Origin of the sequence: Paraburkholderia sp. GAS448, from assembly GCF_050435685.1 — a bacterium.
Taxonomy (GTDB): Bacteria; Pseudomonadota; Gammaproteobacteria; order Burkholderiales; family Burkholderiaceae; genus Paraburkholderia.
This window is the reverse complement of sequence record NZ_JBNDKT010000025.1, coordinates 64998-91595: the sequence shown is the minus strand read 5'-3', so window position 1 is coordinate 91595 and position 26598 is coordinate 64998. Positions and strand designations below refer to the sequence as shown.

At 61.2% G+C, this 26598-nt stretch carries 16 protein-coding genes and 3 pseudogenes; 10 read left to right on the top strand and 9 right to left on the bottom strand.

What is annotated here, in order from left to right; genetic code table 11:
• Nucleotides 1-249 precede the first annotated feature (249 nt).
• Entirely contained in the window at nt 250-1461 is a 1212-nt protein-coding gene (locus tag P3T23_RS33390) for a ParA family protein (RefSeq protein ID WP_429320335.1), read from the top strand.
• Nucleotides 1458-2426, top strand: coding sequence for a ParB/RepB/Spo0J family partition protein (locus P3T23_RS33385; RefSeq protein ID WP_429320334.1), 969 nt, complete (start codon nt 1458-1460; stop codon nt 2424-2426). Before P3T23_RS33390 ends, P3T23_RS33385 begins: the two co-directional genes overlap by 4 nt.
• A gap of 803 nt (nt 2427-3229) precedes the next feature.
• On the opposite strand, the gene P3T23_RS33380 is transcribed toward P3T23_RS33385, so the two are convergent.
• Complete coding sequence (locus P3T23_RS33380) at nt 3230-3400, bottom strand: hypothetical protein (RefSeq protein WP_429320333.1); 171 nt, start codon at nt 3398-3400, stop codon at nt 3230-3232.
• A gap of 103 nt (nt 3401-3503) precedes the next feature.
• Between P3T23_RS33380 and P3T23_RS33375 the strand changes: the two are divergent.
• Together P3T23_RS33375 and P3T23_RS33370 are read left to right on the top strand one after the other, a co-directional pair.
• A pseudogene (locus tag P3T23_RS33375) lies at nt 3504-4322 on the top strand (IS4 family transposase); the annotation flags it as partial.
• Nucleotides 4323-4494: 172 nt separating this feature from the next.
• Nucleotides 4495-5333, top strand: a pseudogene (locus P3T23_RS33370) (RNA-guided endonuclease InsQ/TnpB family protein); the annotation flags it as partial.
• A 1932-nt stretch (nt 5334-7265) separates the two neighbouring features.
• On the opposite strand, the gene P3T23_RS33365 reads toward P3T23_RS33370, so the two are convergent.
• From P3T23_RS33365 to P3T23_RS33350, 4 genes are read right to left on the bottom strand one after another with little or no spacing between them, the layout of a single operon-like run.
• Complete coding sequence (locus P3T23_RS33365) at nt 7266-8756, bottom strand: efflux transporter outer membrane subunit (RefSeq protein WP_429320332.1); 1491 nt, start codon at nt 8754-8756, stop codon at nt 7266-7268.
• A complete protein-coding gene (locus P3T23_RS33360) occupies nt 8753-12073 on the bottom strand; it encodes an efflux RND transporter permease subunit (RefSeq protein ID WP_429320331.1) in 3321 nt (1106 codons plus the stop codon). Before P3T23_RS33360 ends, P3T23_RS33365 begins: the two co-directional genes overlap by 4 nt.
• Complete coding sequence (locus P3T23_RS33355) at nt 12070-15195, bottom strand: efflux RND transporter permease subunit (protein WP_429320330.1); 3126 nt, start codon at nt 15193-15195, stop codon at nt 12070-12072. The genes P3T23_RS33360 and P3T23_RS33355 overlap by 4 nt, the downstream gene beginning before the upstream one ends.
• 18 nt (nt 15196-15213) lie before the next feature.
• Nucleotides 15214-16488 carry an efflux RND transporter periplasmic adaptor subunit gene (locus P3T23_RS33350; protein ID WP_429320329.1) on the bottom strand — a complete coding sequence of 425 codons (1275 nt, stop codon included), beginning with the start codon at nt 16486-16488 and terminating at the stop codon, nt 15214-15216.
• Between the two features lie 1600 nt (nt 16489-18088).
• Here P3T23_RS33350 and P3T23_RS33345 point away from each other — a divergent pair.
• Nucleotides 18089-18201, top strand: a pseudogene (locus tag P3T23_RS33345) (TerC family protein); the annotation flags it as partial.
• Between the two features lie 16 nt (nt 18202-18217).
• Here the strand turns inward: P3T23_RS33345 and P3T23_RS33340 are convergent.
• The 4 genes from P3T23_RS33340 to P3T23_RS33325 form a co-directional block, all read right to left on the bottom strand.
• Nucleotides 18218-18400: a hypothetical protein gene (locus P3T23_RS33340; protein WP_429320328.1), complete on the bottom strand. Its 183-nt coding sequence runs from the start codon at nt 18398-18400 to the stop codon at nt 18218-18220.
• Between the two features lie 92 nt (nt 18401-18492).
• Nucleotides 18493-18831 (bottom strand): HdeA/HdeB family chaperone, encoded by a 339-nt coding sequence (locus P3T23_RS33335; RefSeq protein WP_429320327.1) that lies wholly within the window; start codon nt 18829-18831, stop codon nt 18493-18495.
• 420 nt (nt 18832-19251) lie between these two features.
• Nucleotides 19252-19992 carry an acetoacetate decarboxylase gene (locus P3T23_RS33330; protein ID WP_429320326.1) on the bottom strand — a complete coding sequence of 247 codons (741 nt, stop codon included), beginning with the start codon at nt 19990-19992 and terminating at the stop codon, nt 19252-19254.
• Nucleotides 19989-21161, bottom strand: a complete 1173-nt coding sequence (locus tag P3T23_RS33325) for a patatin-like phospholipase family protein (RefSeq protein ID WP_429320325.1) — start codon at nt 21159-21161, stop codon at nt 19989-19991. Before P3T23_RS33325 ends, P3T23_RS33330 begins: the two co-directional genes overlap by 4 nt.
• 1656 nt (nt 21162-22817) lie before the next feature.
• On the opposite strand from P3T23_RS33325, the gene P3T23_RS33320 reads away from it, so the two are divergent.
• The 5 genes from P3T23_RS33320 (at nt 22818) to P3T23_RS33300 (ending at nt 26541) form a co-directional block, all read left to right on the top strand.
• Nucleotides 22818-24041, top strand: coding sequence for an ATP-binding protein (locus P3T23_RS33320; protein WP_429320324.1), 1224 nt, complete (start codon nt 22818-22820; stop codon nt 24039-24041).
• Nucleotides 24042-24046: 5 nt separating this feature from the next.
• The gene (locus P3T23_RS33315) at nt 24047-24682 is read left to right on the top strand and encodes a response regulator transcription factor (RefSeq protein ID WP_429320323.1); all 636 of its coding nucleotides are present in this window, start codon (nt 24047-24049) and stop codon (nt 24680-24682) included.
• Between the two features lie 159 nt (nt 24683-24841).
• Nucleotides 24842-25222, top strand: coding sequence for a response regulator transcription factor (locus tag P3T23_RS33310; protein ID WP_429320322.1), 381 nt, complete (start codon nt 24842-24844; stop codon nt 25220-25222).
• Nucleotides 25223-25392: 170 nt separating this feature from the next.
• Nucleotides 25393-25974, top strand: a complete 582-nt coding sequence (locus tag P3T23_RS33305) for a YSC84-related protein (protein ID WP_429320321.1) — start codon at nt 25393-25395, stop codon at nt 25972-25974.
• A gap of 93 nt (nt 25975-26067) precedes the next feature.
• Nucleotides 26068-26541, top strand: coding sequence for a glycine zipper family protein (locus P3T23_RS33300; protein WP_429320320.1), 474 nt, complete (start codon nt 26068-26070; stop codon nt 26539-26541).
• Nucleotides 26542-26598 lie beyond the last annotated feature (57 nt).

Genomic DNA, 26598 nt, shown 5'->3' with positions numbered 1-26598 from the left:
CTGACCTCACCTCTTGCCTTCTTTTTGTGCACTTCCCCGTTTACACCGCGACATCTGACTCAGAAACAGCACAAGCGACCTCACCTTGGCGGTTCTGCCGGCTAGACGCATTGCCTGGACTTGTGAGATTTCGGACGAGCGACGGGTCGTTTTCGCAAAAACTTCCTATAATAAACAGCAATTTATCGAGCTATTTTCAAGTGTTTCCTGTATTCTGAGGTTTGTCGAATTTTCAGGAAAAACCTCAGAATGGTGAAAACTAGCCAACTTCCTGCTGTAGACCGAACTGTTCCTCTTGAGCAAATTAGCCAGTTTGCTGAAAAGGTCTCAATTTTCACGGATGAGCTTCGTGACACCATTCTTGCACCCCGGCCACGGAAGGCGCCGCCTGTATTCAAGACAGGGGAGATTGCGGAGATGTGCAACATTTCTCACTCTCAGGTGCAATACCTCGCCACCAAGAGCGACGGTGAGTTGCCGTCGGGAACCGCCGCGGGGACCGGCCGTACTCGCACCTTCACGCTGGAAGATGCGCGCATCTGGGTCCAGAAAGTATCTGACATTTATCAAACCCCTCTCGTCACAGGTACGCGCGAGCCGGAGGGGAAAATCGTCATAACGGCCCAGTTGAAGGGCGGGTCGGCGAAAACCACCACGACCATGTGCCTCGCCCAAGGGCTTACGTTGCGCGGCCGCAAAGTACTGGTGGTCGACCTTGACCCGCAGGCATCGCTTTCGGAATTGTGCGGCTTGTACGCGGAAAAAGATGTGACGCCGGAGGACACCGTCCTGCCGTACATATATGACCAGGAGGTCGAGGGTGGCCTGGAGGAAAGGGTTCAGTCGACGTACTGGGACGGCCTCGACGTGATTCCGGCACACACCGAATTGATTGGTGCCGAGTTCCATTTGCCTGCCATGCAGAAGATGAGGCCAGGGTTTCGGTTCTGGACGGTGTTACGTCAAGGTCTCGAGCCGCTGCGCAAGCGCTACGACTACATACTGATGGATACGTCGCCGTCCCTGTCTTACCTCAACCTGAATGCTCTGCTGGCGGCAGATGCGATGGTCATGCCGATGGTTCCTGAGAATCTGGACTTCATCAGTTCGCTGTCGTTCTGGAGACTGTTTTCGGATGTGTCCAAGAGTTTCATCAAGTACGAGCAGGACAAGAAATACGACTTTATCTCGCTGATGCTTTCGAAGGTCGATTATGGCCGCACCTCGTCTGCGCCTATCGTTCGCGCATGGGCACAAAGCGCCTATGAGAATTGGCTGCATTCGATTGAAGTGCCGGCCAGCTCGGTAATGAGCACAGGGGCGCTGGCGTTCTCAACTGTTTTCGACGTCAGCAGTACACACAGCGCGGCCAAGTCGTTGCAACGCGTAAAGCAGCCGCTTGTCGACTACTGCCGATGGTTGGATGAAATTTATGCAGAAAAATGGAGGAACGCGCAATGAGCAACATGCGTGAACAGCTGCTGGCTAAGACGGCCGGAATTCGGGCGACTTCTTCTATCAAGGAAGATGAGGTTAAACGTAGCAACCGAACGCAGACGGCTCCTGGGCTCGCGGGCGCGTTGGCGGTAGCGCAGCTCCGGGTCCAGGAACTGGAGTCAACTGGCGCGGCGTCGCAATTGTTGGTGTCGGACATTGTGCCGAACCCTTGGCAGCCTCGGAGAATATTCAACGAGGCGAAGCTGTCGGAACTGGCTGAGTCCATTCGTGAAGTCGGACTGATGCAGCCGATCGTCGTCCGCCGCTCCGAGGAAATTTATCAGATTGTGGCGGGCGAACGTCGGTGGCGCGCGCACAAGATGGTGGGACTCGACACCATCAAGGCAGTGGTCGTGGAGTGCTCCGACGAGGACATGGCTGTGCTGGCCCTGGTCGAAAATATCAGTCGCGACGACTTGTCTGACTATGAAGTCGCCTTGTCTATCCGGCAGACAGAAAAGGAATTTCCGGACCGCAAACGGATGGCTGAGGCGCTCGGCATGTCCAGAACGGGGCTGTACCAGTTTCTCTCGTTCGAGAAACTGCCGGACTTCATCCAGAAAGACCTCGACCTGCACCCGCGCCTGCTTGGCGGCAACGCAGCAGATTCTATCGTTGCCGCTATCCGAAAACATGGCGAGGCGGGTCTCGATGCAGCGAGGGAAATCTGGCCGCTCGTCGTTGCAGGCAACATGGACCAAGGGAAGATAGCCTCTGCGATTAAGGCGCTGGCGACACGTCGCGTTACGACGAACTCAGCAAGGGAGCGCAGCATCGACAAGTTTTTCGCGGGCAAAGAGCATGCAGGCTCCATCACGAAGGATATCAACAGCTTTACCGTGAAAATCAAGGCCGGTGTGCTGACTGAAGCGCAGGAGACGCAAATTCGCGAGCTAATGAGCCAGATGTTTCATCCTCAGCCAAACTGAAGCTTCAGCGCTCTGCAACAACAGCCCGCCGCGAGCGGGCTTTCTTTTGCCATTGCCAGGCTGAGACCGCTGGCCGAATCTGCGAGGTCGTGTACATACTATGGACGCGGAGTAGACATGACCCGCCTGATTCGCTCGCATACCTTGCGATGACAGACGATGCAGTCGCCCGCCGGACTCTTGTGTCCATACTATGTACATGGAGATTCGGCGCATGGCAGCCGCCACGCATTGCTTCAATTAGCTGCACAAGCTCGGCGTGTACATAGTATGGACACCGTCTTTGGGAGTGTAGCCCGCCGAATTCAGTGTGGCATCCCCGCGTCTCATTGGGCAGCCGGAGCCACCTGTTCCCTTCAACTTCAAATCGCAGCCCCGGATAATGCGTGTACAAAGTGTGGGCTGGCCGCCAGCATTAGACCGGAGGAACTGCTCGAGTCCCGTGTCCATAATATGTACACAGGAGGCATCGCAGTCTCGGACAAGTCGGTCGCCGGAGCGCCACGTGATGACTCACATGTAAACAGCGCGGCAGCGACCTGAGTACCTCAAGGGCCTTAAACACAGGCGTCCAATACTTCTGGAGACCTGCGGTCCCCGACTTCATGCTGACGAGAACGACTTGCCGCCAGCAAGAAATAAACGCTCCTCGTCCCATCTTCGTCCCGGAAATCGTGGATCTCTCAGCAAAGCCACCTCTCCGAGCTTGGTCTGGGCATTCCTGGTCGCCGTTCATCCGCTTCCAGATGTGCGTGCCGACAGGCCAGACAAGGCGTGCCCAGCTCATGAGCAACAGCGCGCATTCAATCAAATGAACGACTGCGAATATCCAACTCAAGTCTGTCTGAACCAGTCAAGCCGCCACGCCCCGCAGCGACTCCCCAAATAGCGACGAACCAGATAGCAGTAGTCACCACGGTGACCAGCGGCAAGGCTGTTTCGGCGGCCTGCTTCTTGATCACCTTGCGCGTCAAACCTCGTCCTTCAGGGCTCAGGATTACCCACAAGTCTGTAGGTGACGGTGTGTGTTTTCGCTTGTAAACGGGTGGAGTCAATGTCAACTTCGGCCCATCCTGTTTGCAGCGGCATTCGAGATTGGTCAACGAGAACGACACGGACGACTGGGCAAGCACCGAGTTCGGCGAGGCGAATCTGGGCGACGCGCGTCTGGCGCAGCGTCTGGTTGCGTTGGCGCGCCGGCTTGCCTGCAGTCCGCAGGGATCGTTTCCACAGTCGCTCAAGGCCGCCGAGTTGAAGGCCGCGTACCGGTTCTTTGACAATACACAGGTCGATACCGACGGCATTCTGGCGCTGCACATTGCGCAAACGCTGGATCGCATGAGTCAGGTACCTGTGGTGCTGGCGATCCAGGACACGACCGAACTTAATCTGTCGCATCTGCACGCGACTGAGGGACTGGGCTATGGTACCGGCGGCAATGAGCGCGGCTTCATGATGCACAGTCTGCTGGCCGTCACGCCCGAGGGTCTGCCACTTGGCGTGTTGGGCATGAAGACCTGCGTGCGAGCGCAAGAAGAGGCCGGCAAGGGACGCCACCGCAAAGCGCGACCGATCGCAGAGAAAGAGAGCATCAAATGGATCGATGGCATCAGGCACCTTGCCGCGCTCAGGACGCGTTGTGCCGAAACCCGGTTTGTCTGTGTGGGCGACCGCGAGAGTGACGTGTATGAACTGTTTGCGACCGAACGTCCGGATGGGGTGGACTGGCTGATTCGGGCAGCGCGCAATCGCCGCGTCCGTCATCCCGCGCAATATCTGTGGGAGTCCGCTCAGGCCACGGCACCGCTTGGTCATACAGACCTGCTGGTGCCCGCCCGGGGCAGCATGCCACAGTGTACAGCGCGTCTGACGTTGCGTTGCGCGGCGGTACGACTGCGGCCTCCGAAAGCGCGTGCCAGCTCTCTGGGCGAACTTGACGCATTTGCCATTCACGCTATCAGCATGATCATTCAACTTGTGGGTAATCCTGAGTCCTTCAGGGCGGGGAAGGATAGCGCGGAGGCCGAAGGCTTCCTTGACAAGGCCCGCATGCTGATACGATGCCCATATGCTACGACTTCAAGCCTTCAAATACGAACTGATGCCGACCGGCGAACAGCAGCGCCAGATGCGCCGCTTTGCCGGAGCGTGCCGTTTCGTGTTCAACAAGGCACTGGCGATGCAGAAGGAGAACTACGAGGCAGGCGGCAAGTTCATCGGCTATGTCCCGATGGCGAAGCATCTGACCGCGTGGCGTAACGGGCGCGAAACGCCCTGGCTCAAGGATGCCCCGATGCATCCGCTGCAGCATGCGCTCAAAGACATGGAGCGCGCGTACAGGAATTTCTTCGCCAAACGCGCGGCGTTCCCCCGTTTCAAGAAGAAAGGTCAGGGCGATAGCTTCCGTTATCCGGACCCGAAGCAGATCAAGCTCGATCAGGACAACAGCCGAATCTTCCTGCCCAAGCTCGGCTGGCTCCGGTACCGCACAGCCGGGACGTGCTGGGAGACGTGCGCAACGCCACGGTATCTCTCAGCGCAGGCAAGTGGTTTGTCTCGATCCAGACTGCCCGTGAAGTCGACGTGCCCGTGCCGCACGCAACCAGCGCCGTAGGCATCGACGTCGGCATCGCCCGTTTCGCCACCCTCTCGGATGGCACCTTCTACGCTCCGCTCAACAGCTTCAGGAGGCATGAGACTGCCCTGCGCAAGGCGCAGCAGGCGATGAGCCGCAAGGTCAGGTTCAGCAACAACTGGACCTGGTCGGCGGCGGGCTCAGGCAATGCACCGGGCAGGAACGTCCGGGGCAGATCCGGTCTGAACAAAGCCATCCTCGACCAGGGATGGGCCGAGTTCCGCCGTCAGCTCGACTACAAGCTGGCATGGCGCGGCGAGTATCTCGTTGCTTATCGCGTAGCGCCGTAGGAATCCCCTTCCTTTAGGGAGGGGTAGATGTCAATACTCCGACGCAGGCTGCCCCGGCGCATGCGCAGCACCGGTGTCTTGGGTGCTCCGCCCACAGGAAGCAGTAATCCGAAACATTCGGCGGCTTAAGCAGAAGCTGGAGCGAAGAATCCGGCCCAGATGATCTGAAAGTCGCAAGCAGATAGCGGTTCGAGCCGCTATGAGAGGTCGCTGCCTATATATTTACAAATAGCTTTCATGCTGCGTTGGAAGTCACGCTAAATTGAAAAGGCCTAAAGCAACGTGTCACGCGCGTCGCAGACGTTCGATACTGAAAATCGGATCGGCGGCGCTGATTAACCAATGTGCCGCAGCAGGAATTCGAAATCGACTGCGAGAAGATCTGAAGTAGGGGAGGGTGTAATGTCCGAGTCTTGTGATGCAGCGGTGACCTCCCAGATCTTTAAGGGAATCGCGGCAAGAACAGCCTCTATTCTCACGCGCGGCTCGCGCGCGGCCGCTTTTTGCGTACTCGCTGGGAAACAGAGGTTCTATGAGTGCTACACCGTTAGTTGCGTAGTCTAGCGTACGGTGAGCTCGATTCGCAGTCTCCGGACTTTTTTGGTATCGAGACGCTGTTGCTGTCCTGAGTTGCCGGGCTGGGCTCGGCGTGCCCACAAAAAACTGACCGCCGCCGCTCAGCATGCAGCAATTTCAGGGGCGACGGGCGGAAAGAGACGTGTGACATAGGCGGCACGGAAGCAAACTAAAGTCTTGTCGAGCAATCAGTTAGATTGCATTCCGTGAAACAACTTTAAGAAAACCATCTATTCCTATAAACCTTTACAATGCAATTGGTTACGCCGCTTGTGCGTGAAATGTTCCACGCGCATTCGACAGAGACTCGCATTTCCTTTGCGAAAATCCTACATCTCCGCAAGTTTCAATCCTCCGGCAGGTGTTTGTGATGTTTAGTACGTATTTTGTGATAACCGTTACGAACTGCTCGAGACGGTTGGCGGTGCTGCCGGCAGCCTCCGCCCTTAGATCACTCACCTCACATCATCACCGAATTGTCTCCCCCTTCGCCCCACTACGTCGCGTGGCTTGCCGAGCTCAGGACCTGCATCGGGCAGGCGCGAGAGCTCATCGACCAGCTTGCGCGCGAGCTGAAGTCCGCTTTTCCTGACATGCGCGGGTTCTCTCAGCGCAGCCCCAACTCCATGCACGCGCGCGCTTCGGCGGGCCCGCCGCTGCTGTTAGGTGCGACAGCCGATGCCTCAGGTCGCTACTCAGACGACTGTAAGGCGGGACGCATGCGATCTCGGACCCGAGCGTCGGTTCCGATAGGGCCGGATTCGTACCCGCTGGCCCGCGACTGTCGGAAGAGCGGGGCGCCTCCGGCGGCCCGACGCTACTGTCGGTCGTCGATCGTGTTGTCGGTTCGTTGCGCGATTCGGGCGTCCCGACCGCTACGCCCGACCGCTACGCCCGAGGGCGCGCTTGTCCGCGAGGTCACGGAAGGGGGTTCGCTATCCGGCTGCGCTATCTGATCTGCACGCGGTGGCGACTCTTGCGGGCTGGACAGCTGCCAGGTGTGTGAGCGTTTCGTAGCACGATGGCTTGTTCGGGCCGGAAGGCGAGCGGCCGGCAGCGTCGCCTGGAGCCGCGTAAGCGGCAGCGCGCTTACAGTGCTTCTCTACTGAATATCGGGATACGTCGGCGATCGAGTGCACGGAGAGATAAGCGGCAATGTCGGTGCAGTTGCAGCCCATCTGTATGAGTTTGCCGATGAGTTGGGCGTGCGACTCGAGCTTCCGGTTCCTGACTCCATCCAGCAAGGTCTGTTCAAAATTCGTTCAAAACCATCCTCCAGCCTTTGCCGTCCGGACCAGGACGAGGCGTGTCGATGGCGGTATCGCTGTTCGCCCCGGGCTACTGCGAGACCTCCTGTCGCCTGGGATGCAGTGGATCGTGAAGCACGCCTTCGGACCAGCCGCCCCCGAGGTCGCCGATCAGCGATGCCGCGTCGAGCAGCCGCTGTTGCTGCACGTTCAACGCCGTCTGCTGGACGGTCAGTTGAGCCGTCTGCGCCGTCGAGACGGTCGTGTAGTCCACGGTGCCGGCCTGGTATTCGTTGAGCGCGATCTCGGTGCCGCGCGTTGCGTCGCGTACGGCGCGCTCCAGCACATCGGCCTGCTGCGCAAGGACGCGCAAGCCGACGAGGTCGTTCTCCACCCCCTCGAAGGCCGTCAATACGGTGCCGCGATAGTTGGCCACGGCCGCGTCGTACCTTGCCTGGGCCGAGGCGACCTGTGCATTGCGCGCGCCGCCATCAAATAGCGTCTCGCTGGCCGAGGCGCCCAAAGACCAGACGTGATTGGCGATATGCAGCAGGCCCGACAACGGCGATTGCGTGAAGCCGTCCAGTGCCGACAGCGAAATCGTCGGGTAATACGCCGCCACGGCGACGCCGATCGCGGCGTTCTGCGCGGCCATCTGCCGTTCGGCCGTGGCAATGTCCGGCCGTCGCTGCAGCAGCGTCGACGGCACCCCGACCGGAATCGCCGGCAGCGTCGGCAAGGTCGGATCGTGTGGCAGGTCCAGGTCTTCGGGATTCTTGCCGACCAGCACGGCGATCGCGTGGGCATTCTGGGCGCGGGCGACGCCAAGCGCGATCAGGCTCGACTGCGCTGTATCCAGCTGGGTCTGCGCGGTCACCAGGTCGGACGGCGGCACGGTGCCGGCCCTGTCCTGGTCGGAAACGACGCGAAGCGCCTGCTGGAACGCCTCTACGGTGTGGGTCAGAAGGTCGATGTTCGCGTCGGTCACCCGCAGATCAATGACCGCGTTCGCCAGCGCGATCTGCTCGGACAACGTCGCATTGGCAAGCGTCGCTTCACTGGCCTGAGCGGTGGCGGAACTCGATTCAATGTTGCGACGCACCTCCCCCCACAGGTCGGGCGCCCAGCTCGCGTTGGCCTCGAGCGAACCGGAATTGTTGACGCTTTGGAAGGTGCCCGCACTGCTGCTGAGTGAACTGCTGCTGAGGTTACCCGTCGGCGAGCGCCCGCGGGTCACCGAACCGGTGACGCCGAGCGTCGGAAACAGCGCGCTGCGCGCGAGCCGCACCTCGGCCAGCGCCGCCTGATAGTTCGCGTAGTCCTGGCGCACCGTCTGGTTCGACACCGACACCAGCGGCTCGAGGTCATTGAGCAGCGGGTCGTTGAACGCGGTCCACCAGTCGCCCTTCGGGCTCTCGGCGGCGGGCTCCGCCTCGGTCCAGCCGGGCAGTTCCTTCCACGTGGCGGGCGTCGGCACAGCGGGACGGTGATAGTCGGGGCCAACCATGCATCCGGCCGTGAGTGAGGTGAGCAACGCCAGCGAAGCGGTGGCCAGCGTGGTGCGGGAAATCGTCATCATCATGCGTTTGCATCCGGGGCTTCGGGGCGGCGATTCCACGGCAGGCGAGCGGACCACTTGACGAGTCGCGCGCGCAGCCGGTCGAGATACAGATAGATCACCGGCGTCGTGTAAAGGGTAAAAACCTGGCTCAGGATCAGCCCGCCCATCACGGTGACGCCAAGCGGCTGCCGCAGCGACGCGCCCTGGCCGATGCCGATCGCGAGCGGCACCGCGCCCAGCACGGCGCCGAAGGTGGTCATCATGATCGGGCGCAGCCGCACCACGGCGGCCTCGTGGATTGCCTCGCGGGCGTTCCTGCCTTCGTGGCGTTGCAACTGGATCGCCACATCGACCATCATGATGCCGTTTTTCTTGACGATCCCGATCAGCAGAATAATGCCGATCAACGCGATCACCGAAAACGGCGTGCCGAAGATCAGCAGCGCGAGCGTCGCGCCGATGCCGGCCGAAGGCAGCGTCGACAGGATCGTGAGCGGGTGGATCGTGTTCTCGTACAGCACGCCGAGCACGATATAGACGACCACCAGCGCGGCGAGGATCAGGAGCGGCACGGCGCCCATCGACTGCGCATAGGCCTGCGCCGCACCCGCAAACGCGCCGTGCACGGAAGCCGGCATGCCGATGTCGCGCCCGGCCTGCTCGATGAGCTTGCCGGCCTGGCTGAGCGAACCGCCGGTCGGCAGGTTGAACGAGATCGTGCCAGCGACGAGGCCGCTTTGGTGGTTCACCTGGGTCGCGGTGTGGCTGTTCACGAACGTCATCATTGCGGGCAGCGGCACCATCGTTTCGGCCGCCGTGCTGTCCGCGCTGCCGCTGGAGTTGCCGCCCTTGCTGTTCGAGATGCTGTTGGTCTGCTGGTTCGCTTCGGCGTCGGCATTCAGCGAGTTCGTATTCGCGCTGGTACTCGAAGCGCTGCTCACGGCAGCTCGCTGCGTCACGGGTGAGACGGTGCCGCCGGGCATGCGCGTCTGCTGCGTGCCGCTCGGGTTGCCGGCCGCCGTGCTCAGGAATACCTGGTTAAGCGACTGCGGAAATTGCCAGTAGGGCGGCGCGACTTCCATCACGACGAAGTACTGGTTCAGCGCGTTATAGATCGTCGACACAGTGCGCTGGCCGAATGCGTCGTACAGCACGTTATCGATCTGGTTTGGCTGGAAGCTGTAGCGCATCGCGGTCGCGCGGCTGATGTTCACGTAGGACTGCAAGCCGTTTTGCTGCAGATCCGAGTTCACGTCTTCCAGTTGCCCGCGATATTTGCCGAGTTCGGTCACGAGCTTCGGCACCCACTTGAACAGCACGCTCGCATCGTCGCTCGTCAGCGTGTACTGGTATTCGGCGGCGGCCTGGCGGCCGCCGATCTGCAGATCCTGCTGAGCTTGCATGAAGAGGCGAGCGCCAGAGACCGCATTGAGTTTGGGACGCAGGCGGTTGACCACCTCGGTGGCCGACAGGTGGCGTTCCGCAAGCGGCTTGAGTTCGATAAACACGTTGGCCGTGTTGAGCGCGCGGCCGCCGGTGAAGCCGGCGACCGACGCTACCGCCGGGTCTTTCTGCACGAGCGACTGCAGTTGCGCGAGCTTCTTCTCCATCGCCGTGAACGAGATGCTCTGGTCGGCGATGATCTGCCCGATCAGGATGCCGGTGTCTTGTTCCGGGAAGAACGTCGCGGATAGCAACCGGAACAGGAACACGTTGAGCACGAGCAGGCCGATCAGCAAGAGGACGATCGCGAGCGCATGGTCGAGCACGGCGGTCAGCGAACGCGAGTACGCATTCCTGAACCGCTCGAACTGCGCTTCGATCCATCTCGCCCAGCGTCCCTTCGCATGCTGCGCGTGCCCGCGCCTCAACACGTATGCGCACATGGTCGGCGTGACCGTGAGCGAGATCAGCAGCGACAGCAGGATCGCGATCGACAGCGTGACGGCGAACTCATGAAACAGCAGCCCGACGATGCCGGGCATCAGCAGGATCGGCAGGAACACCGCGATCAGCGACAGGCTCATCGAGATCACCGTGAAGCTGACTTCGGCGCTGCCGCGCAGCGCGGCTTCTTTCGGGTCGAGGCCGGCTTCAAGATGGCGCATGATGTTTTCCAGCACCACGACGGCATCGTCGACGACGAAACCGGTGCCGATCGTCAGCGCCATCAGCGAGAGGTTGTCGATGCTGTAGCCGAGCAGATACATCGGTCCGAAGGTGCCGACGATCGACAGCGGCAACGCGACCGCCGGGATCAGCGTCGCGCGCGGCGACAGCAGAAACACGAACACCACACCCACCACCAGCAACATCGCGATGAACAGCGTGCGCTCGGTATCGGCGACCGACGAACGCACTGACTCGGAACGATCGATCGCGACGTTCACGTGGATCGTGCTTGGCAGGGCCGCTTCGATGATCGGCAGACGCGCCTGGATCTGGCCGACGGTTTTCACCACATTGCTGCCCGGCGTCGGATAGACAATCACGAGCACCGCTGACTTGCCGTTATAGAGCCCGGCGTTGCGGATGTTCTCGTTCGAGTCGCGCACCTGCGCGACGTCGCGCAACAGCACCGGCGCGCCGTCGCGATACGCGATGACGACGTCGCGATACGGCGCGGCCCTGCTGATCTGGTCGTTCGAGAGGATCTCGTAGCGCTGGTCGCCCTGGTCGATGTGGCCTTTCGCGCTGTCGGCGTTCGCCGCGCCGATTGCCGCGCGCACGTCTTCGAGGCCGATGCCGTAACTGTTCAGCTTGCCCGGCTCCAGTTCGACGCGCACCGACGGCAACGCGCCGCCGCCAAGCGTGATCTGCCCGACACCGTTGACCTGCGACAGCTGCTGCTGGATCACCGAATTGGCGGAGTCGTAGAGCTGGGCTTTGGTGAGCGCGTCGGAGGTCAGCGCGAGCACCATGATCGGTGCGCCGGCCGGATTGTACTGGCGATACGTGGGGTTGCTGCGCAGCGTGGGCGGCAGATCGGCGCGCGCGGCCTGGATCGCCGCTTCGACGTCGCGCGCCGCGCCATTGATGTCGCGGTTAAGCCCGAACACGACAATGATCAACGACGAACCCACATAGCTGATCGACGTGAGCTGGTTCACGTCGGCGATGGTCCCGAGGCGCCGTTCCAGCGGCTCGGCGACGGTCGCTGCCATGGTTTCCGGGCTCGCGCCCGCCATGTTGGCCTGCAGCGCGATGACGGGATAGGCAATGTTCGGCAGCGGCGCAACCGGCAGACGGAAATACGCGAGTATCCCGGACAGCGCAATCGCGACCGCGAGCAGCGTGGTCGCGACCGGGCGCCGGATGAACAGCGCCGAGATGTTCACGGCGCGCTCTCCGGCGGCGCGGCGGCGTCTCCACGCCGCGCCCGGCGCCGCGCGTTGACGCGTTGCGCGAGCCGGTCGAAGAACAGATAGATGACCGGCGTCGTGAACAGCGTCAGCATCTGGCTAAGCGTGAGGCCGCCGATGATCGCAAGACCCAGCGGGCGGCGCAGCTCCGAGCCGGTGCCCGAGCCGAGCAGCATCGGCAACGCGCCGAGCATGGCGGCGAGCGTCGTCATCAGGATCGGCCGGAAGCGCAGCAGCGACGCTTCGAAGATCGCTTCGCGCGGCGGCTTGCCGTGCACGCGCTCTGCTTCGAGCGCGAAATCGACCATCATGATGGCGTTCTTCTTGACGATGCCGATCAGGAGCACGATGCCGATGATACCGATCACGTCGAGATCGCTGCCGGCGATCATCAGGGCCAGCAGCGCGCCGATGCCGGCCGAGGGCAGGGTCGAGAGGATCGTCACCGGGTGAATGTAGCTCTCGTACAGCACGCCGAGCACGATGTACACGGCGACGAGCGCGGCGACCAGCAGATACACCTCGCTCGACAGTGAGTCTTCGAATGCCTGCGCGGCGCCCTGGAACGTCGACGTGATCGAAGGCGGCAGGTTCACCGAGCGCTCGGCGTCGCGAATCTGCCGCACGGCCGAACTGAGCGACGCGTCCGGCGCGAGGTTGAACGAGATCGTCACTGACGGGAACTGCGCGAGATGGCTGATCATCAGCGGCGAGCGCGTGATGTGGATCGTCGCGATGCCCGACAGCGGCACCTGGCCGCTGCTGCTCGTCTGGCTCGGCAGATACAGGTTGCCGAGTGACTGCACGGTGGGCACCGCTTCAGGTTTGGCGACAAGGATCACGCGGTACTGATCGGACTGCTGGAAGATGGTCGACACGATGCGCTGGCCAAGCGCGTCGTACAGCGCGTTGTCGATCGTGGCCGCCGTGATCCCGTAGCGCGCCGCCAGCTGCCGGTTGACTTCGACGTAGACGCTCAGGCCGTCGGTGTTCAGGTTGCTCGTGACGTCGGTGATCGCGGGAATCTGCTTCATCCGCTCGATGAGCGCCGGCACATACTGGTTGAACGCCTGCTGGTTCGGCCCGCGCAGCACGAAGTTGTACTGATTGCGCGAGATCGACGTGTCGAGCGTCAGGTCCTGCTCCGGCTGCAGATACAGCCGTATGCCGGGCACGTTGGCGACTTCCTGCTGGATGCGGCGGCCGATTTCCTCGGCGGTCAGCGAGCGGTCGTCGCGCGGGCGGAGATTGATCAGGAAGCGGCCATTGTTGAGCGTCGGATTGGTCCCGTCGATGCCGACGTACGACGTGATCGAAACGACGTCGGGGTCTTTCAGGATCGCGTCGGCAAGCGCAGTTTGACGCCGGACCATCGCCGGGTACGACACCGAGGTGTCAGCGACGCTGATGCCCTGGATCACGCCGACGTCCTGCACCGGGAACAGACCCTTCGGGATCACGATATACAGAATTGCCGTGAGGGCGACCGTGCCGAGCGCGACCAGCAGCGTCAGTGTCTGGTGATCGAGCACCCAGCTTAGGCCGCGCTCGTAGGCGGCGAGCGTCTTGTCGAAGATCCCTTCGCTGAAGCGCTCGAAGCGGCTCGGATGACGTTGCGCCTGCGCGCGCAGAATGCGCGCGCAGAGCATCGGCACGACCGTCAGCGAGACGACCGCCGAGATCACGATCGTCACCGCGAGCGTGATCGCGAACTCGCTGAAGAGCCGGCCGATCACGCCGCCCATGAACAGCAGAGGAATCAGCACCGCGATCAGCGATATGGTCAGTGACAGGATCGTGAAGCCAATCTGCCCGGCGCCTTCGAGCGCCGCTTCGAGCGGCGTCCTGCCTTCCTCCAGGTAGCGGACGATGTTCTCGATCATCACGATCGAATCGTCGACGACGAAACCCGTTGCGATGATCAACGCCATCAGCGAGAGGTTGTCGATCGAATAGTTGAGCAGGTACATCACGGCGAGCGTGCCGATCAGGGATACCGGCACCGAGATGCTCGGGATGACGGTGGCCGGCACGTTGCGCAGGAACACGAAAATGACCAGCACGACCAGCACGACCGCGAGCACCAGTTCGAACGCGGCGTCCGATACCGACGAGCGGATTACGCCGGTGCTGTTCGATACCACCGTGATCTGCATGCCTGCCGGCAGTGTCGATTCGAGCGTCGGCAGTTGCTTCGTGATCTGGTTCACGGTCGCGATCACGTTCGCGCCCGGTTGACGCTGCACGTTCAGCACGATCGCGGGCGTGTGGTTGTACCATGCACCGCGCTCGACGTCCTGCGCCGCCTGGCTCACGTGAGCGACATCGCGCATGTACACCGGTGCGCCGTTTTGATACGCGATGACGGTGTCCAGATAGTCTTTGGGATCTACGATCTGGTCGTTAGCATTGATCGTGTAGTCGAGTTCCGGGCCGTCGAAATTGCCCTTCGGCTGACTGACGTTGACGTTCGCGAGCAGCGTGCGCAGATCGTCGATGTTCAGACCGTAGGCGGCGAGCTTCTGCGGATCCGCTTCGACGCGCACGGCTGGCACGTTGCCGCCGGCTGTCGTCACGAGACCGACGCCGGGCACTTCCGAGATCTTCGTCGCGAGGCGGTTGTTGGCCGCGTCCTGCAACTGGGTGAGCGACATCGACTTCGACGTGACCGCAAGCGTGAGGATCGGCTGGTCGGCCGGGTTGATCTTGGCGTAGACCGGCGGCTGGGGCAGGCCGCTCGGCAGAAAGCTGTTGGCCGCGTTGATCGCCTGCTGGACGTTCTGCTCGGCGATGTCGAGATTCAGCGAGAGATCGAACTGCAGCGTGATGACCGACGCACCTTCCGAACTGTACGAGACCATCTGCTGCAGACCCGGAATCTGGCCGAGCTGCACTTCGAGCGGCGCGGTGACCGTGGTCGCCATGACGTCCGGACTCGCGCCAGGGTAGAAGGTCTGCACCTGGATGGTCGGATAATCGACGGCGGGCAACGATGAAACCGGCAGGAAGCGCACCGCGACCAGCCCCACGAGCACGAGCGCGATCATCAGCAGCGACGTCGCTACTGGCCTCAGGATGAACAGGCGGGAGATGTTCATCGATGGATGGTCTGCACGCTATGACGCGTGCGACGCCGCGTCTGGCGCGTGCGCGTGAGGGGTGTGGCTCGCCCCTGAGGCGGGCGCCTCTCCAGGTGCTTCGGAAGCGGTAGCGCCCGACGCCGCGGCTGCGCTGCTGGCGGCAGCCGGCCGGGCCGCGGACGCCGAGATCTTCGCGCCATCGCTCAGCCGGTCCATGCCGTCGGTGACGACCACGTTGCCGGCGGACAGCCCTGTCGTGATCACCGTGTGCTGGCCGTCGCCCGGTCCCAGCGTGACCCTGCGGACCGAAACGGTGTTGTCAGTGTTGACGAGATACACGTAGTCGCCCGGCGCGCCGCTCTGCACGGCGGGCGCCGGCACCAGCACCGCGTTTTGCAGCGTGTCGACCAGCAGCTTCACGTTGACGAATTCGTTCGGAAAGAGCGCCTCGTCCTCGTTGGGGAAGGTCGCACGCAACGTGACCGTGCCGGTGGCGGTCGCCATCTGGTTATTGATCGCGTACAGCATGCCGGTGGCGATTTTGCGGGCGTTGTCGCTGCGGTACACCGTCACGGGTAGCTGCGCCCCTGAATTGACGCGCTGCAGCACATTGCCGAGGTCGTTTTGCGGCACCGTGAACTGGACTGTGGTCGGCTTCATCGTCGTGATCACGACGATGCCTGGCTGGCTCGATGCGGTCACGTAGTTGCCCGGATCGACGAGGCGCAGCCCGACCCGCCCCGACACCGGCGCTGTGATGTGGCAGTAGGCGATGTCGAGGGCGAATTGTGCGATGTTGGCCTCGTCGACCTTGACCGCGGCTTCGTCCTGCTGGACGAGGAACTTCTGGTCGACGTAGGTCTGCTCGGCGATCGATCTGCGCTCGTTCAGCTGCGTGAAGCGGGCGAGGTCGGAGCGGGCCTGCGCAAGTGCGGCTTTATCCTTCGCCAGTTGTGCTTCGGCCTGCTGTTTGCTGATTTCGTACTGGCGTGGATCGATCTGCGCGAGGAATTGCCCCTTCTGGACGTCCTGCCCTTCCTGATAGCCGACCGCGGTCAGGTAGCCGCTCAGTTGCGTCAGCACGGTCACAGTGGCGACGGGGGTGACGGTGCCCAGCTCGCTCAATACTACCGGCATCGGTCCCGTCGTTGCGGCGGCAACCGTCACCACTTGCGGCGCCACACTGGGCTTCGGCGCCTTTGAGCGGAGCAGGTGCACGATCACGAGTACGACCAGCGCCAGCGCCACAACCGCGAACACGATGAGGCCCCGCCGCGGGCTCTTTGCATGGTTTGGCGACACTTCGCTCATGGCCGCCTCCCGTCGCGTCTGTCGCTCTCGACGCGCACCGTCCACAGCGGGCGCGGGCAGGGGGAGTGGAGCCGGGCGCGCTCACGGGCCGTTCTTTGACGGGTAGCAGCGCCCCGAGTCGATGACGCCGGTTGCAGTTCGCGAGCAGGGGGCGGCTGTCTGGGGTGCAGACGGCCTGGCCGGTTGCTGTCGAAGAGCCGCATAGAAACTCCCAGGATTGGGCGCCGTCGCCAACGGCAAGAATCCGGATATTCAGCAAGCGAAGTCTATCCGACTGCAGGGCGATCTTTGCAGCATTGCATTTTCGGGAGATTCCGATTTGTTACGAAGGTGTGTGCGTTGCGCCGCGTCATCCGTCTGCAAGACTTGCCGCTACGCTGTCGCGAGAACAGCGATGCAGGATCTGGGGTGGCCGGTGCCCAGTTAGTGCCATCGCTTTTTCGGAATGGGTCGGGCAGGACTGCACGACAGCCCTCATCAGCTCACGGTGAAGCTTACGAATATCCTTTCGTAAACGCTTGCTGAATCGTTTTGACGAGGCGTTCTGCGCGCTGCAACTCGACCCGCCTGCAATGGCCGATCTCCCGGCAGACAGGCGCCAACGATGCGGACGAACTGACTCCCACCGCGCTCGATCACTACGGCATCGGCCTCGAAGACATGCGGACAACGCTGGCGTCGGCGAACGCCAACATTCCCAAGGGCACTATCGAAAGGTCCGGGCACACCTGTCCAATAGAGCATGCAGTGTTTGCAGCAATCGGTAATGGGCGCGCGCCGGGTGCGGCTGGCACAGATTCCGCGCCGCAGTTCGGGTTACTGCTGCGCCGATGCGGTGCCGGTGGAGTCGGAACCGGTCGACGATTGTCGATGCCGATGACCGCGGATGCCGCCTGTCGGCGCGACCGAACTCGCTGGCACGGGCGGCGGGGGATGATTGATGAATTGAAAATTCTGCGCGATGCTGGAATTCGCGAATGTTCCACTCGATTGTGCGAAGACAGTAGACATGCCGGCGACGGATGCGATTGCCGCTGCGAAAACAAGTCGATTCATCCAGTGATCCTCCGTTGTGTTGACGAGTCCGATGCGGAAGACGAACGCCAAAAGCCGGATCGTCGCTTAATGGCGGGCTCAGGGAGGCCGGCGGGCGGAGTATTCCGTTGCCGACACCTGTCAATCAGCCATCGGGTGTATGCCGCAGTCGGAGAGGCGAGTGAGTGTCGCGACAAGAATCCAGCCGACGAGGCCTAACAAAGCAAAAAGTACAGTTAGGCGAGCCATGGTTTTGCTCCTGATGGCGCGGTTCGAAGGAATGGTTCACGCGAAACGCACGGGCCGCGCCACTGCACGGGATTAAAAAACGTCGTGGCGTTAGCGCAGCCAGTTTAGGCCCTGCAGGGTGCAATCAGATTGCGGCTTCGCTTACAAGCGTTACCTCATATAACGGCGCGTGGCGCGTTGCGGACATGGCCGCTGGCCGGTCTTGTCGCCGACGGTAGTCGTCGACGGCGTTACGCAACGCTGTATCGAAGGGCCGAGTGTTACCCTGCGTCCAGGCATCTACCATCGAAGACAGTTTCGAAAAACCGGGATCACCTTCGGTTCGCATGTGCCTAAGGGTTACATCTACGCTGCGATTGCATTCCCGGCGTTTGTCGCGGCATCAACATGCTATCGCGTCGCGCGAAGGTATCAAGGCGTGTGTCATAGCGCGTCCATACGGAACCTATGCAGTACTCACGGCGGGAGCGACAAAGTGCTCGCTGAAGCGCTGCCGCAGCGTCAGTTCTTGAACCTTCCCCGTGCCCGTGAGCGGGAGGTCGGCAACGAACACGACATCGTCGGGGATGCACCACTTCGCGACCCTGCCCGCGAAGGAGTCCGGTCCTGTCGCACGGAGGCCATTCACCTTGCGCTGCTGCCGGACGATGGATCGGGCGGAGGGTTCTGCAGCATAGCGGGACCGGATCCCTGGGAACTGACCCCCTCCCGGCGCACCGGTCACTCGTGCGTATAGGTCTTGCTGATCGGCGTTTTGCGGTTCGCAAAGAAAGATTTCACCTTTTGAGCGAAGGACTTCTTCGGCGTCAGCTTGCATTCCTCAACCAGAGCGGCAACGGTTTCGTCCTGACCGACTATGACGACATCTTCGGGTTGCAGCTTGCCTTTGTTGTTGTAGCCGTCCATCCAGTACACCATCTGTGGCTTGTACGCATCATCCATCACGATGAAGTCCTGGCAAGTCATTTTGCCTGGTTTCATTTCCTTGTTGGAATCGGCAAGGCAGGACGCCGACAGGATGACACCAATGAGACAGACAGCTGCTTTGCTCGTGTTCACGTCTCTCTCCTCCAGTAAGCGGTAACAATCGGTTCCAGCATTGAGCGATGGCGACATCCGCAAACGGCGGCGCCGGGGTCATCGCTCCTGTCGAGATGGCGTGGTCGCTGATTTCCTCGAGCACTTCGTGCCGGAGCGCACCCTTCGACCACGTTCACGTAGGCAATAGACTACATGGCTAGTGGGGATGCCGATATGACACAAAGGTTCAATGGCGGCGGTGCCTGGAAGGTGATAGGCTGAGCAGCCGAGACATCGGGTCTGTGGCCTTTCGGGCACAGACCGCTGCTTCAGAATGCGACTAAGTCGCCCGATGCGACGATCGTGGCGGCAACGCGCCCTCAAGTGCCGAAGGCGAACGACGGCGTACTCGTCCGTGAGAATGGCTGCCCAGCCCTGCATTTGATGATGCTTTCCTACTTACGCGGCTAGATAGTCATGGACCACCGTGCCGAGGCCGAGCGTCAGGTCGGACAGGATGTGCACGCCGGAGATCACTTCCCGCACCGGCAACACCGCGACGGGCGCGAGCGCGTGATGGAACAGTTCTAGCGCAGCGGGCCCTTCCCATGCACCCTTCACGGTGATGTCTTCACAGTAGTAGCGCACCAGTTCACAGATGCGGGCGGTGCCATCCACGTGCGGAATGATCTTGAGCAGAAAGTTCGGCGCGGAGAGCGACGCGAGCACCTTGTCATGGGGCAGCGCGCGATGCTTGTAACCCATGGTTGCGACCGCTATTGGCACCGGCCCGTACCGGAGGACGCCGCCTATCGTGTCCTTTTCGACGCGCAGTTGCGGCGAGGCGAGTTTCTTGGGAAAGCCCCAGATTTCACGTCCGCCCGCGATCGGCGGTTCGTCGTCCAGAAACATAGCGTGCACATAACCCCCCACCTGCCCCTGGAAGCGGACCGGAATCACCTGGCCGCTTTCGGTGTAATCCCCGAAGCCGGTCGAATCGGGCATCCGGATGAATTCGAATTTAACGATCGGATCGGTCATTTCCAGCGGGGCGGGAATCATTTCGGCCAGTACATCCGGATCCGTCCGATAGGTGATGATGAGAAACTCGCGATTGACGAAACGATAAGGGCCCGGTGGAAACGCGGGGCTCGTGAGCGGCATCGCAAATGCGCGCTCTTTTACCTCTGCTTCGGTCATGATGGGTGTTCCTCCTGCATAGGGTTTCGAGGGGAGAGGTCGTAGACGTGAATGCCCGGGGCGACTTCCAGTGCGTTCCGCCATTCCGGATGGTCAATTGCGTGGCGCACGTCGCCGTACCCAAAGTCCCACAGGTCCATCACGGTGGCGCGAGAAAATTCATAGTCCTTGAAATTGGCCGACTTCGTATCGTGCCGGTTGATGAAGTGCACGATGGCAACCGCCCCTCGCGTGCTTATCCCGGCGAGCCTCTGTACATCCGGGTCGGACTGGAGCGCTGGCGGTAGCTTGTCGAGCAAACGGCGCAGAGCGCCGCGCAGTTCCTCGATCTCCTTGATACGGGTCGCGTTGAGTCGCGTCTTGCTCGCGTACTGTATGTCCTTGGCGCGCTCCTGCACCTCATTGAGGTTCTTCGGCAGTTCACCGACGCCGCTAAACACATCGATTTGCAGGACCAGCCCGCTCGCCCTGTAGTCCTGGTCGACCACGTACCACAGCGGTGTATTGGAGGAGATTCCGCCGTCCCAGTACCACTCGCCGTCAACGCTCACAGGGGGAAAGCCCGGCGGCAGTGCTCCGCTTGCCATAATGTGCTCGGGACGAATCTCGATCTCCTTATTGTCGAAATACACGGAGTTGCCCGAGGTCACATTGACCGCGCCGAGCGAAAGGCGAACCGCCTTGCGGTTGATCAGATCGAAGTCGACCAGTTCCTCGAGTGTCGCCTTGAGCGGCTGCGTATCGTAGAAGCTGAGCGCGCCCAGGCTCCCTTCGGGCGCCATGAAAGGCGGGGGCATGCGAGGCGCAAAAAAACCCGGTATGCCGAGTGTGAGCGCAGATGCTGCGCTCATGAAATTGAACACCTGCCGGATCGGATCCAGCGACGCTGGCGGCACAAACGGCGACTGCCCCGACACGCGTTCCCAGAACTCACGCAACCGCCCGACGCGCCGGTCCGGCGGATTTCCCGCTATCAACGCGGCATTGATCGCTCCGATCGACACGCCGGCGATCCAGTCGGGGACCACGCCAAGTTCAGCCAGGCCTGCAAATACACCCGCCTGGTAAGCACCCAGGGCGCCGCCGCCCTGCAGGACGAGGATGGTATGGTCGAACTTGCCCAGGGTTGGCACCGCTGTGGGAGGTTTGCTCGTACGTACACGTGCCATGGATGTCCCCAGTAGTCAGCGAAGAAACGATCGCCGTACGAAGCCGCCGACGCCTCCGGGCACGGCCAGGGCGACGCGTCGGGTCTGCGCGGCACCTCTTTGCCGGTCCTGCATGTCACGGTTCAACCAGCCGCAGGAAGACTGACCTGACCGCCAGCTCTACTGGCCGATTGCGCGGATCTCATAGCCTGTAGGCACCGATACGCAGGCCTGAGTACCCGACAGGAATCACTGATTGCGCTGTGCAGATCGGGCCTGGGCGAGCGCGTCCCCGCAAGGCGCGGAAAGCATTCTTCGAGCCGATGGCCGGCACCCTTAACTCGATCCAATTCCATCAATCTAGATCTCGCGAATTCCGCGCGCAATTAGACTTTGGTCGCATCCGCCGCTCATACAGGCAGCCGCCAGGCTTTCGCGCACGAAGTTCCGTGCTCAATTTCGCGAGTGCCCTGATAGTCCATGGTCTTTTCCGCTTGAGAACTCGACTGGCTTCTGCCGTTGCGTCGTTCGACAAACGATCAGAGGAGGAGTGCTTGACCGCGCAATCCACGTCGCTGGCCAATATGACAGTTTTCCGTACGTTCGATCGTCGCAGAGAATGCGCGAGAAATCTCTATGTGGCTCTTGACTGACTATCGGGTTGAAGCCGCTATTGATGAAGGTGTTACATATCTCATGTCATCGGCGGTTTCAACGTGGCAATACACGTAAAAGTGCCGCAAAGGCCCGGTTGTGATGCAAATTCGAGCAGGTCCCGGGACAGCCTGACGTCGGCCGTCTTTACCGGCATGACCGGGTAAATTGAGTAAAAACGATTGTCTTGTCGATGGGCGTGCCTAGAATAGAAGGACTTTGATTGGCGAAAATGGATCGGCTCCTGGTCGTTTATTCTGTCCGCCGTTAATAACCCGCTGCGTTGATTCGATTCGGTAAATTGTCGATCGAATTGATAGCGTCGGCGCACACGGTATTTTTGACTACCGTTTCAGCTGTCTGGCGATACGCAGTCTGATTTATCTTCGTCTGCCTGTTGTTCGACAAATGTTGTGGGACCGTGCGTGCCCGGTGATGTTCTGTTTTCGTGGTTCCGCCCGTTCGCTGTATGAGTTTTGTTTCGCCCGGTCAGTACCCGAAGTGTGGCGTAACCCTGTTTATCCTCGCGAAGAAGACGGCGTTTGTCACGCACGGTTGCAGCAAGCGTTTCGCAGTTAACCGCTCACAACACGACGCCTGTACGTTTTGTATTGGCACATTAGTTCGCATCGTGACCTCGGGCCATCTTGCCGTGTGAGCACCTCAGGGGAAACATTTGCCGTGGCTATCATCTTGCCGGCAGTTGTCCTTGCGCTGGCAGCGATCATCCTGTGGCTGCTGACCGCGCGATCGCGGCGGAACCGGCTTATGCCGTCGCGCAATGGACCCGGACAGGAAGATGTTCCTGCCCGGATGGCTCAGCCTTTGATGACCGGCGTCGGCGCCCAACGGTTGCCCGTGTGGTCGATGACAAGGTTTGCCAACTTCTTCGCGACTTCGAAGGAGCGCGGTAGATCGGATGCCTCGCATGGTAAGCCAGCTCATGACGATGTATCGGGTCCGGAGACAATGCGGTCCCATCAAGGACAACCTGCGAAGCAGGCGTTTGAGGGGAGATGCCGCGTGGCCACAGTTCAGGCTTTTCACTGGGCTACGGCCACGGGGCGGCGGTCTCATACACACCACGACGGCACGCCGCAGCGGCCCGTCCCGACCGGCAGAATCTCCGGGAAGCAGTTTCTGGAGGACTGTTTTCCAGAGCTATGGGAATTGTTGCCGCTCGGGATTCTGGTGCTGGACGACCGGGGCGAGATCCTGCTGGCAAATTTGCACTCGGAAAAGCTCTTTGGCTACGGGCGCGGTGAATTGATCGGGGAACCGGTTTCCCGACTCATTCCCGAACTGTGGATCAACGGCAAATCCGCCTATCAGGATGGCTTTCTGTCGACGTCGGACGGCCTGCCCGCCAGTTCCATGCACAGCCTCAATGCGGTACGCAAGGACCGATCGGCCTTCCCCGGGGAAATCCGTTTCCTGCGAGCTTCCATTAAGGGTAGCGGGGCGATCCTGATGTTCATCGAGGACAGGACGGATCACTATGCGCTGCTCCGAAACCAGCAGGATCTCGCCCACGTGACGCGTGTTTCGACCATGGGCGAACTCGCTGGATCGCTTGCGCACGAACTGAACCAGCCGCTGACGGCGATCCTCAGCAACGTGCAGGCGGCGCTGCGGTTCATGTCGGCCGATCCAATCGATGTCGCCGAGGTCCGCGAGATTCTGAATGACGTCGTCCAGGACGACTATCGCGCCAGCGAGATCATCCGGCGCATTCGTGCAGTCGTCAGGAAGGGGGACGCGGAGTTCGCGTTACTCGATCTGGCTAGCATGATCCATGACGTCGTTCTGCTGCTGCACAGCGATGCCATCCTGCGCCAGATGCGGGTGACAACCGATATACGCGACGATCTCCCCGCCGTGTATGCCGACAAGGTGCAGTTGCAGCAGGTCACGCTCAACCTTCTTCTCAATGCATTCGATGCGATGAGCGCGGTATCGCCGGGCGAGCGTGTGGTGTTGATTACGCTAAGCCGGGAGCGTGACGACATGGCGCGCATTGCCGTGCGCGACTGCGGCCACGGGCTCACGGTAGGCAAGCTGGATACCATTTTCAAGCCGTTCTATACATCCAAGCCCCATGGCCTCGGGCTGGGATTGTCGATCAGCCGGTCGATCGTGGAACTCCACGGTGGGCGGCTATGGGCCGAGAACAATACTGATCGAGGCGCGACGTTCTATGTCACGTTGCCAACAGGTAACGCGGCAGGGCACCAGGAGTCGCGGTAAACGCTATGGGATACCCTGAGCCGGTGGTGTTCGTCGTCGACGACGACGATTCCGTACGTACCGCCCTTGCGCGATTGATCCGGTCCGCAGGTTACCGTGTCGAGGTGTTTGCCTCAGCAAGCGAATTCCTGGCCACTGCCAGCCTTGCCGCATGTCCCTCGTGCCTGGTGCTGGACGTTCAGTTGCCGGACGTCAACGGTCTTCAACTGCAACGCGAGCTGGATGGAGCATGCCCGATCATCTTCATCACGGGGTACGGCGACATTGCGATGACCGTCCACGCAATGAAGGCCGGTGCGTCCGATTTTCTTTCCAAACCTGTGCGCGACGCCGACTTGCTGGGCGCGATCGAGCTGGCGCTCGAGCGCGCCCGACAGCTTTACGCCATGCGTTGCGAACGGGATGCGCTCTGCTGCCGCTTCGATCGTTTGACGCCACGTGAACGGGAAGTCATGGCGCTCGTCGCCGAAGGGCGCCTGAACAAGCAGGTAGCGAGCGAACTCGGTACGGTCGAACAGACGATCAAAGCGCACCGTGCGCGAGTCATGACGAAGATGGAAGTCACGTCGGTGGCGGAGCTCGTGCACATCCTGGACAGGATCGACATGCTTTCCGCAGCCGACAACCGGCCGTTCCGGTAGGTCCTCGCGGCCGCACGGTTTTTCAGCGCACACGCCGGGTGTCATGTCTCGCGCCCGCATATACGACCAAAGTCCAATACCGTGATCCGTTCGCGTCCCTTAGTCTAGTGCTTTAGGGTAGGCGAGTGCTCGCTTATCCCCGACACTGGACCATTCAAAATGGGAAATACCACGCCATTTGTCGTCGTCGTCGATGACGATGAGTCGGTGTGCCGGGCGATCAAACGACTATTGCGCTCCGTCGGTTTCACGACCGAGTCGTACTCGAGCGGCGAGGAATTCCTGAACACGCTGTCGTCGATGCCCTCGTACCGGCCAGATTGCGTGATTCTCGACATCCAGATGCCGGGCTTGAACGGACTGGAGGTGCAAAGACGTCTGGCAGGAAGCGGCTTGCCTGTCGTATTCATCACGGCGCATGACGACATCAACATGAGGGCGCAGGCGCTCTCGGGAGGCGCGGTGGCCTATCTGCCAAAGCCGTTCAACGACGAGCTATTCATCAAGACAGTGCGTGCGGCCATACAGGGCACGCCGTAAGCATGGGGAGCCCGCGTGCCGGTTGCCGTATGAGACCAAAGTTCAATTGTCGTTGGTTAAGAAGGCAACCAATATTAAGTTCGCGGGATGAAAAATGGTGCGTAAGGCGCATCGCTGGCCGCTACGCAACGCGATCAGGCATCGAAGATTTTTGAATGGAGCGCGTCATCATGTTCAGATTTTTGCGTCTTGTGGCAATGGTCCCGATCGTTCTCGCTGCTGTCGCGTGTTCGAACATGGGCACCTCCAGTTCATCGACCAGTTCGCCGGCCAGTTCCGGGCGCCCGGAACTGGAACAGAAGGCACGCGATGCGTACAAGACACTGATTGCGACCACACCAAAGGCCGACGACCTGAGAAACAAGGCAACGGCTGTCCTGGTGTTTCCGGGCATCGTCAAGGCAGGTCTGCTGGTAGGCGGACAGGAAGGCGATGGCGTGCTGTTCGACCCCAGCGGCAAGGTGCTTGGCTACTACAACCTGACGGCGGTTTCATACGGGCTGCAGGCTGGCGCACAAAGCTTCTCGCAAGCGATGTTCCTGATGACTCCCGCCGCGCTCAATTACCTGAACAGCAGCCAGGGCTGGTCGGTTGGCGTCGGTCCGAGTGTCGTGGTCATGGACGAGGGTACAGCCCGAACGATGACCACGACTACCATGCAGTCGGACGTCTATGCGTTCATCTTTGGTCAGTCAGGCCTGATGGCTGGCATGGGCGTGCAAGGCCAGAAGATTACGCCACTGAGCCCCTGACACGTTGAATGATCCGCACGAGTGAGCGCGGTAGTTTGATCTGTGATGGGTGTGAACAACCTGAACCGGAGTGTCCTTACGGAGGGCCGGGTCATGAAAGTATCGCCGCGCGTCACAACTGGACTGGCCGTCCTTCTGGTGGCATGGCCGGTATTCGCCCAGCAGCCGATTTTCTATCCCTCCAAGGGGCAAAGCCAGCAGCGTCAGCAAACCGACCTCGGTGAGTGTCAGGTCTGGGCGAAGCAGAACACGGGTGTCGATCCTGTCGCACTTGCACAGCAGTCCGGTCAACCGACTGCTCCGCCGCAGCAGGGAGGCGCGGTCAGGGGCGCTGCCGGCGGCGCCGCCGTGGGCGCTGTGGGTGGAGCTATCGGCGGCAACGCGGGCACGGGCGCGGCGATCGGCGCGGCCACGGGGGCGATGGTTGGCGGAGTGCGGCAACGCCGTAACAACCAGGCTGCGGCCCAACAGCAGCAGGCGGGTCAGCAGCAGGTCTCCCAGCAGATGGCGACCTTCAACCGGGCTGTGGGGGCCTGCATGTCTGGCCGCGGCTATACGGTCCAGTAGACATCGTTCGTTGCGGGAGGGATACCCCATGAACAGACAGTGCCTGCGCTTCGCGTC

What these genes read in the sequence shown, in the direction of transcription:
- P3T23_RS33350 (WP_429320329.1), bottom strand. Translation starts at nt 16,488, where the DNA reads ATGAGCGAAGTGTCGCCAAACCATGCAAAGAGCCCGCGGCGGGGCCTC.
- P3T23_RS33300 (WP_429320320.1), top strand. Translation starts at nt 26,068, where the DNA reads ATGAAAGTATCGCCGCGCGTCACAACTGGACTGGCCGTCCTTCTGGTG.
- P3T23_RS33390 (WP_429320335.1), top strand. Translation starts at nt 250, where the DNA reads ATGGTGAAAACTAGCCAACTTCCTGCTGTAGACCGAACTGTTCCTCTT.
- P3T23_RS33330 (WP_429320326.1), bottom strand. Translation starts at nt 19,992, where the DNA reads ATGACCGAAGCAGAGGTAAAAGAGCGCGCATTTGCGATGCCGCTCACG.
- P3T23_RS33315 (WP_429320323.1), top strand. Translation starts at nt 24,047, where the DNA reads ATGGGATACCCTGAGCCGGTGGTGTTCGTCGTCGACGACGACGATTCC.
- P3T23_RS33385 (WP_429320334.1), top strand. Translation starts at nt 1,458, where the DNA reads ATGAGCAACATGCGTGAACAGCTGCTGGCTAAGACGGCCGGAATTCGG.
- P3T23_RS33310 (WP_429320322.1), top strand. Translation starts at nt 24,842, where the DNA reads ATGGGAAATACCACGCCATTTGTCGTCGTCGTCGATGACGATGAGTCG.
- P3T23_RS33305 (WP_429320321.1), top strand. Translation starts at nt 25,393, where the DNA reads ATGTTCAGATTTTTGCGTCTTGTGGCAATGGTCCCGATCGTTCTCGCT.
- P3T23_RS33325 (WP_429320325.1), bottom strand. Translation starts at nt 21,161, where the DNA reads ATGGCACGTGTACGTACGAGCAAACCTCCCACAGCGGTGCCAACCCTG.
- P3T23_RS33355 (WP_429320330.1), bottom strand. Translation starts at nt 15,195, where the DNA reads ATGAACATCTCCCGCCTGTTCATCCTGAGGCCAGTAGCGACGTCGCTG.
- P3T23_RS33365 (WP_429320332.1), bottom strand. Translation starts at nt 8,756, where the DNA reads ATGATGATGACGATTTCCCGCACCACGCTGGCCACCGCTTCGCTGGCG.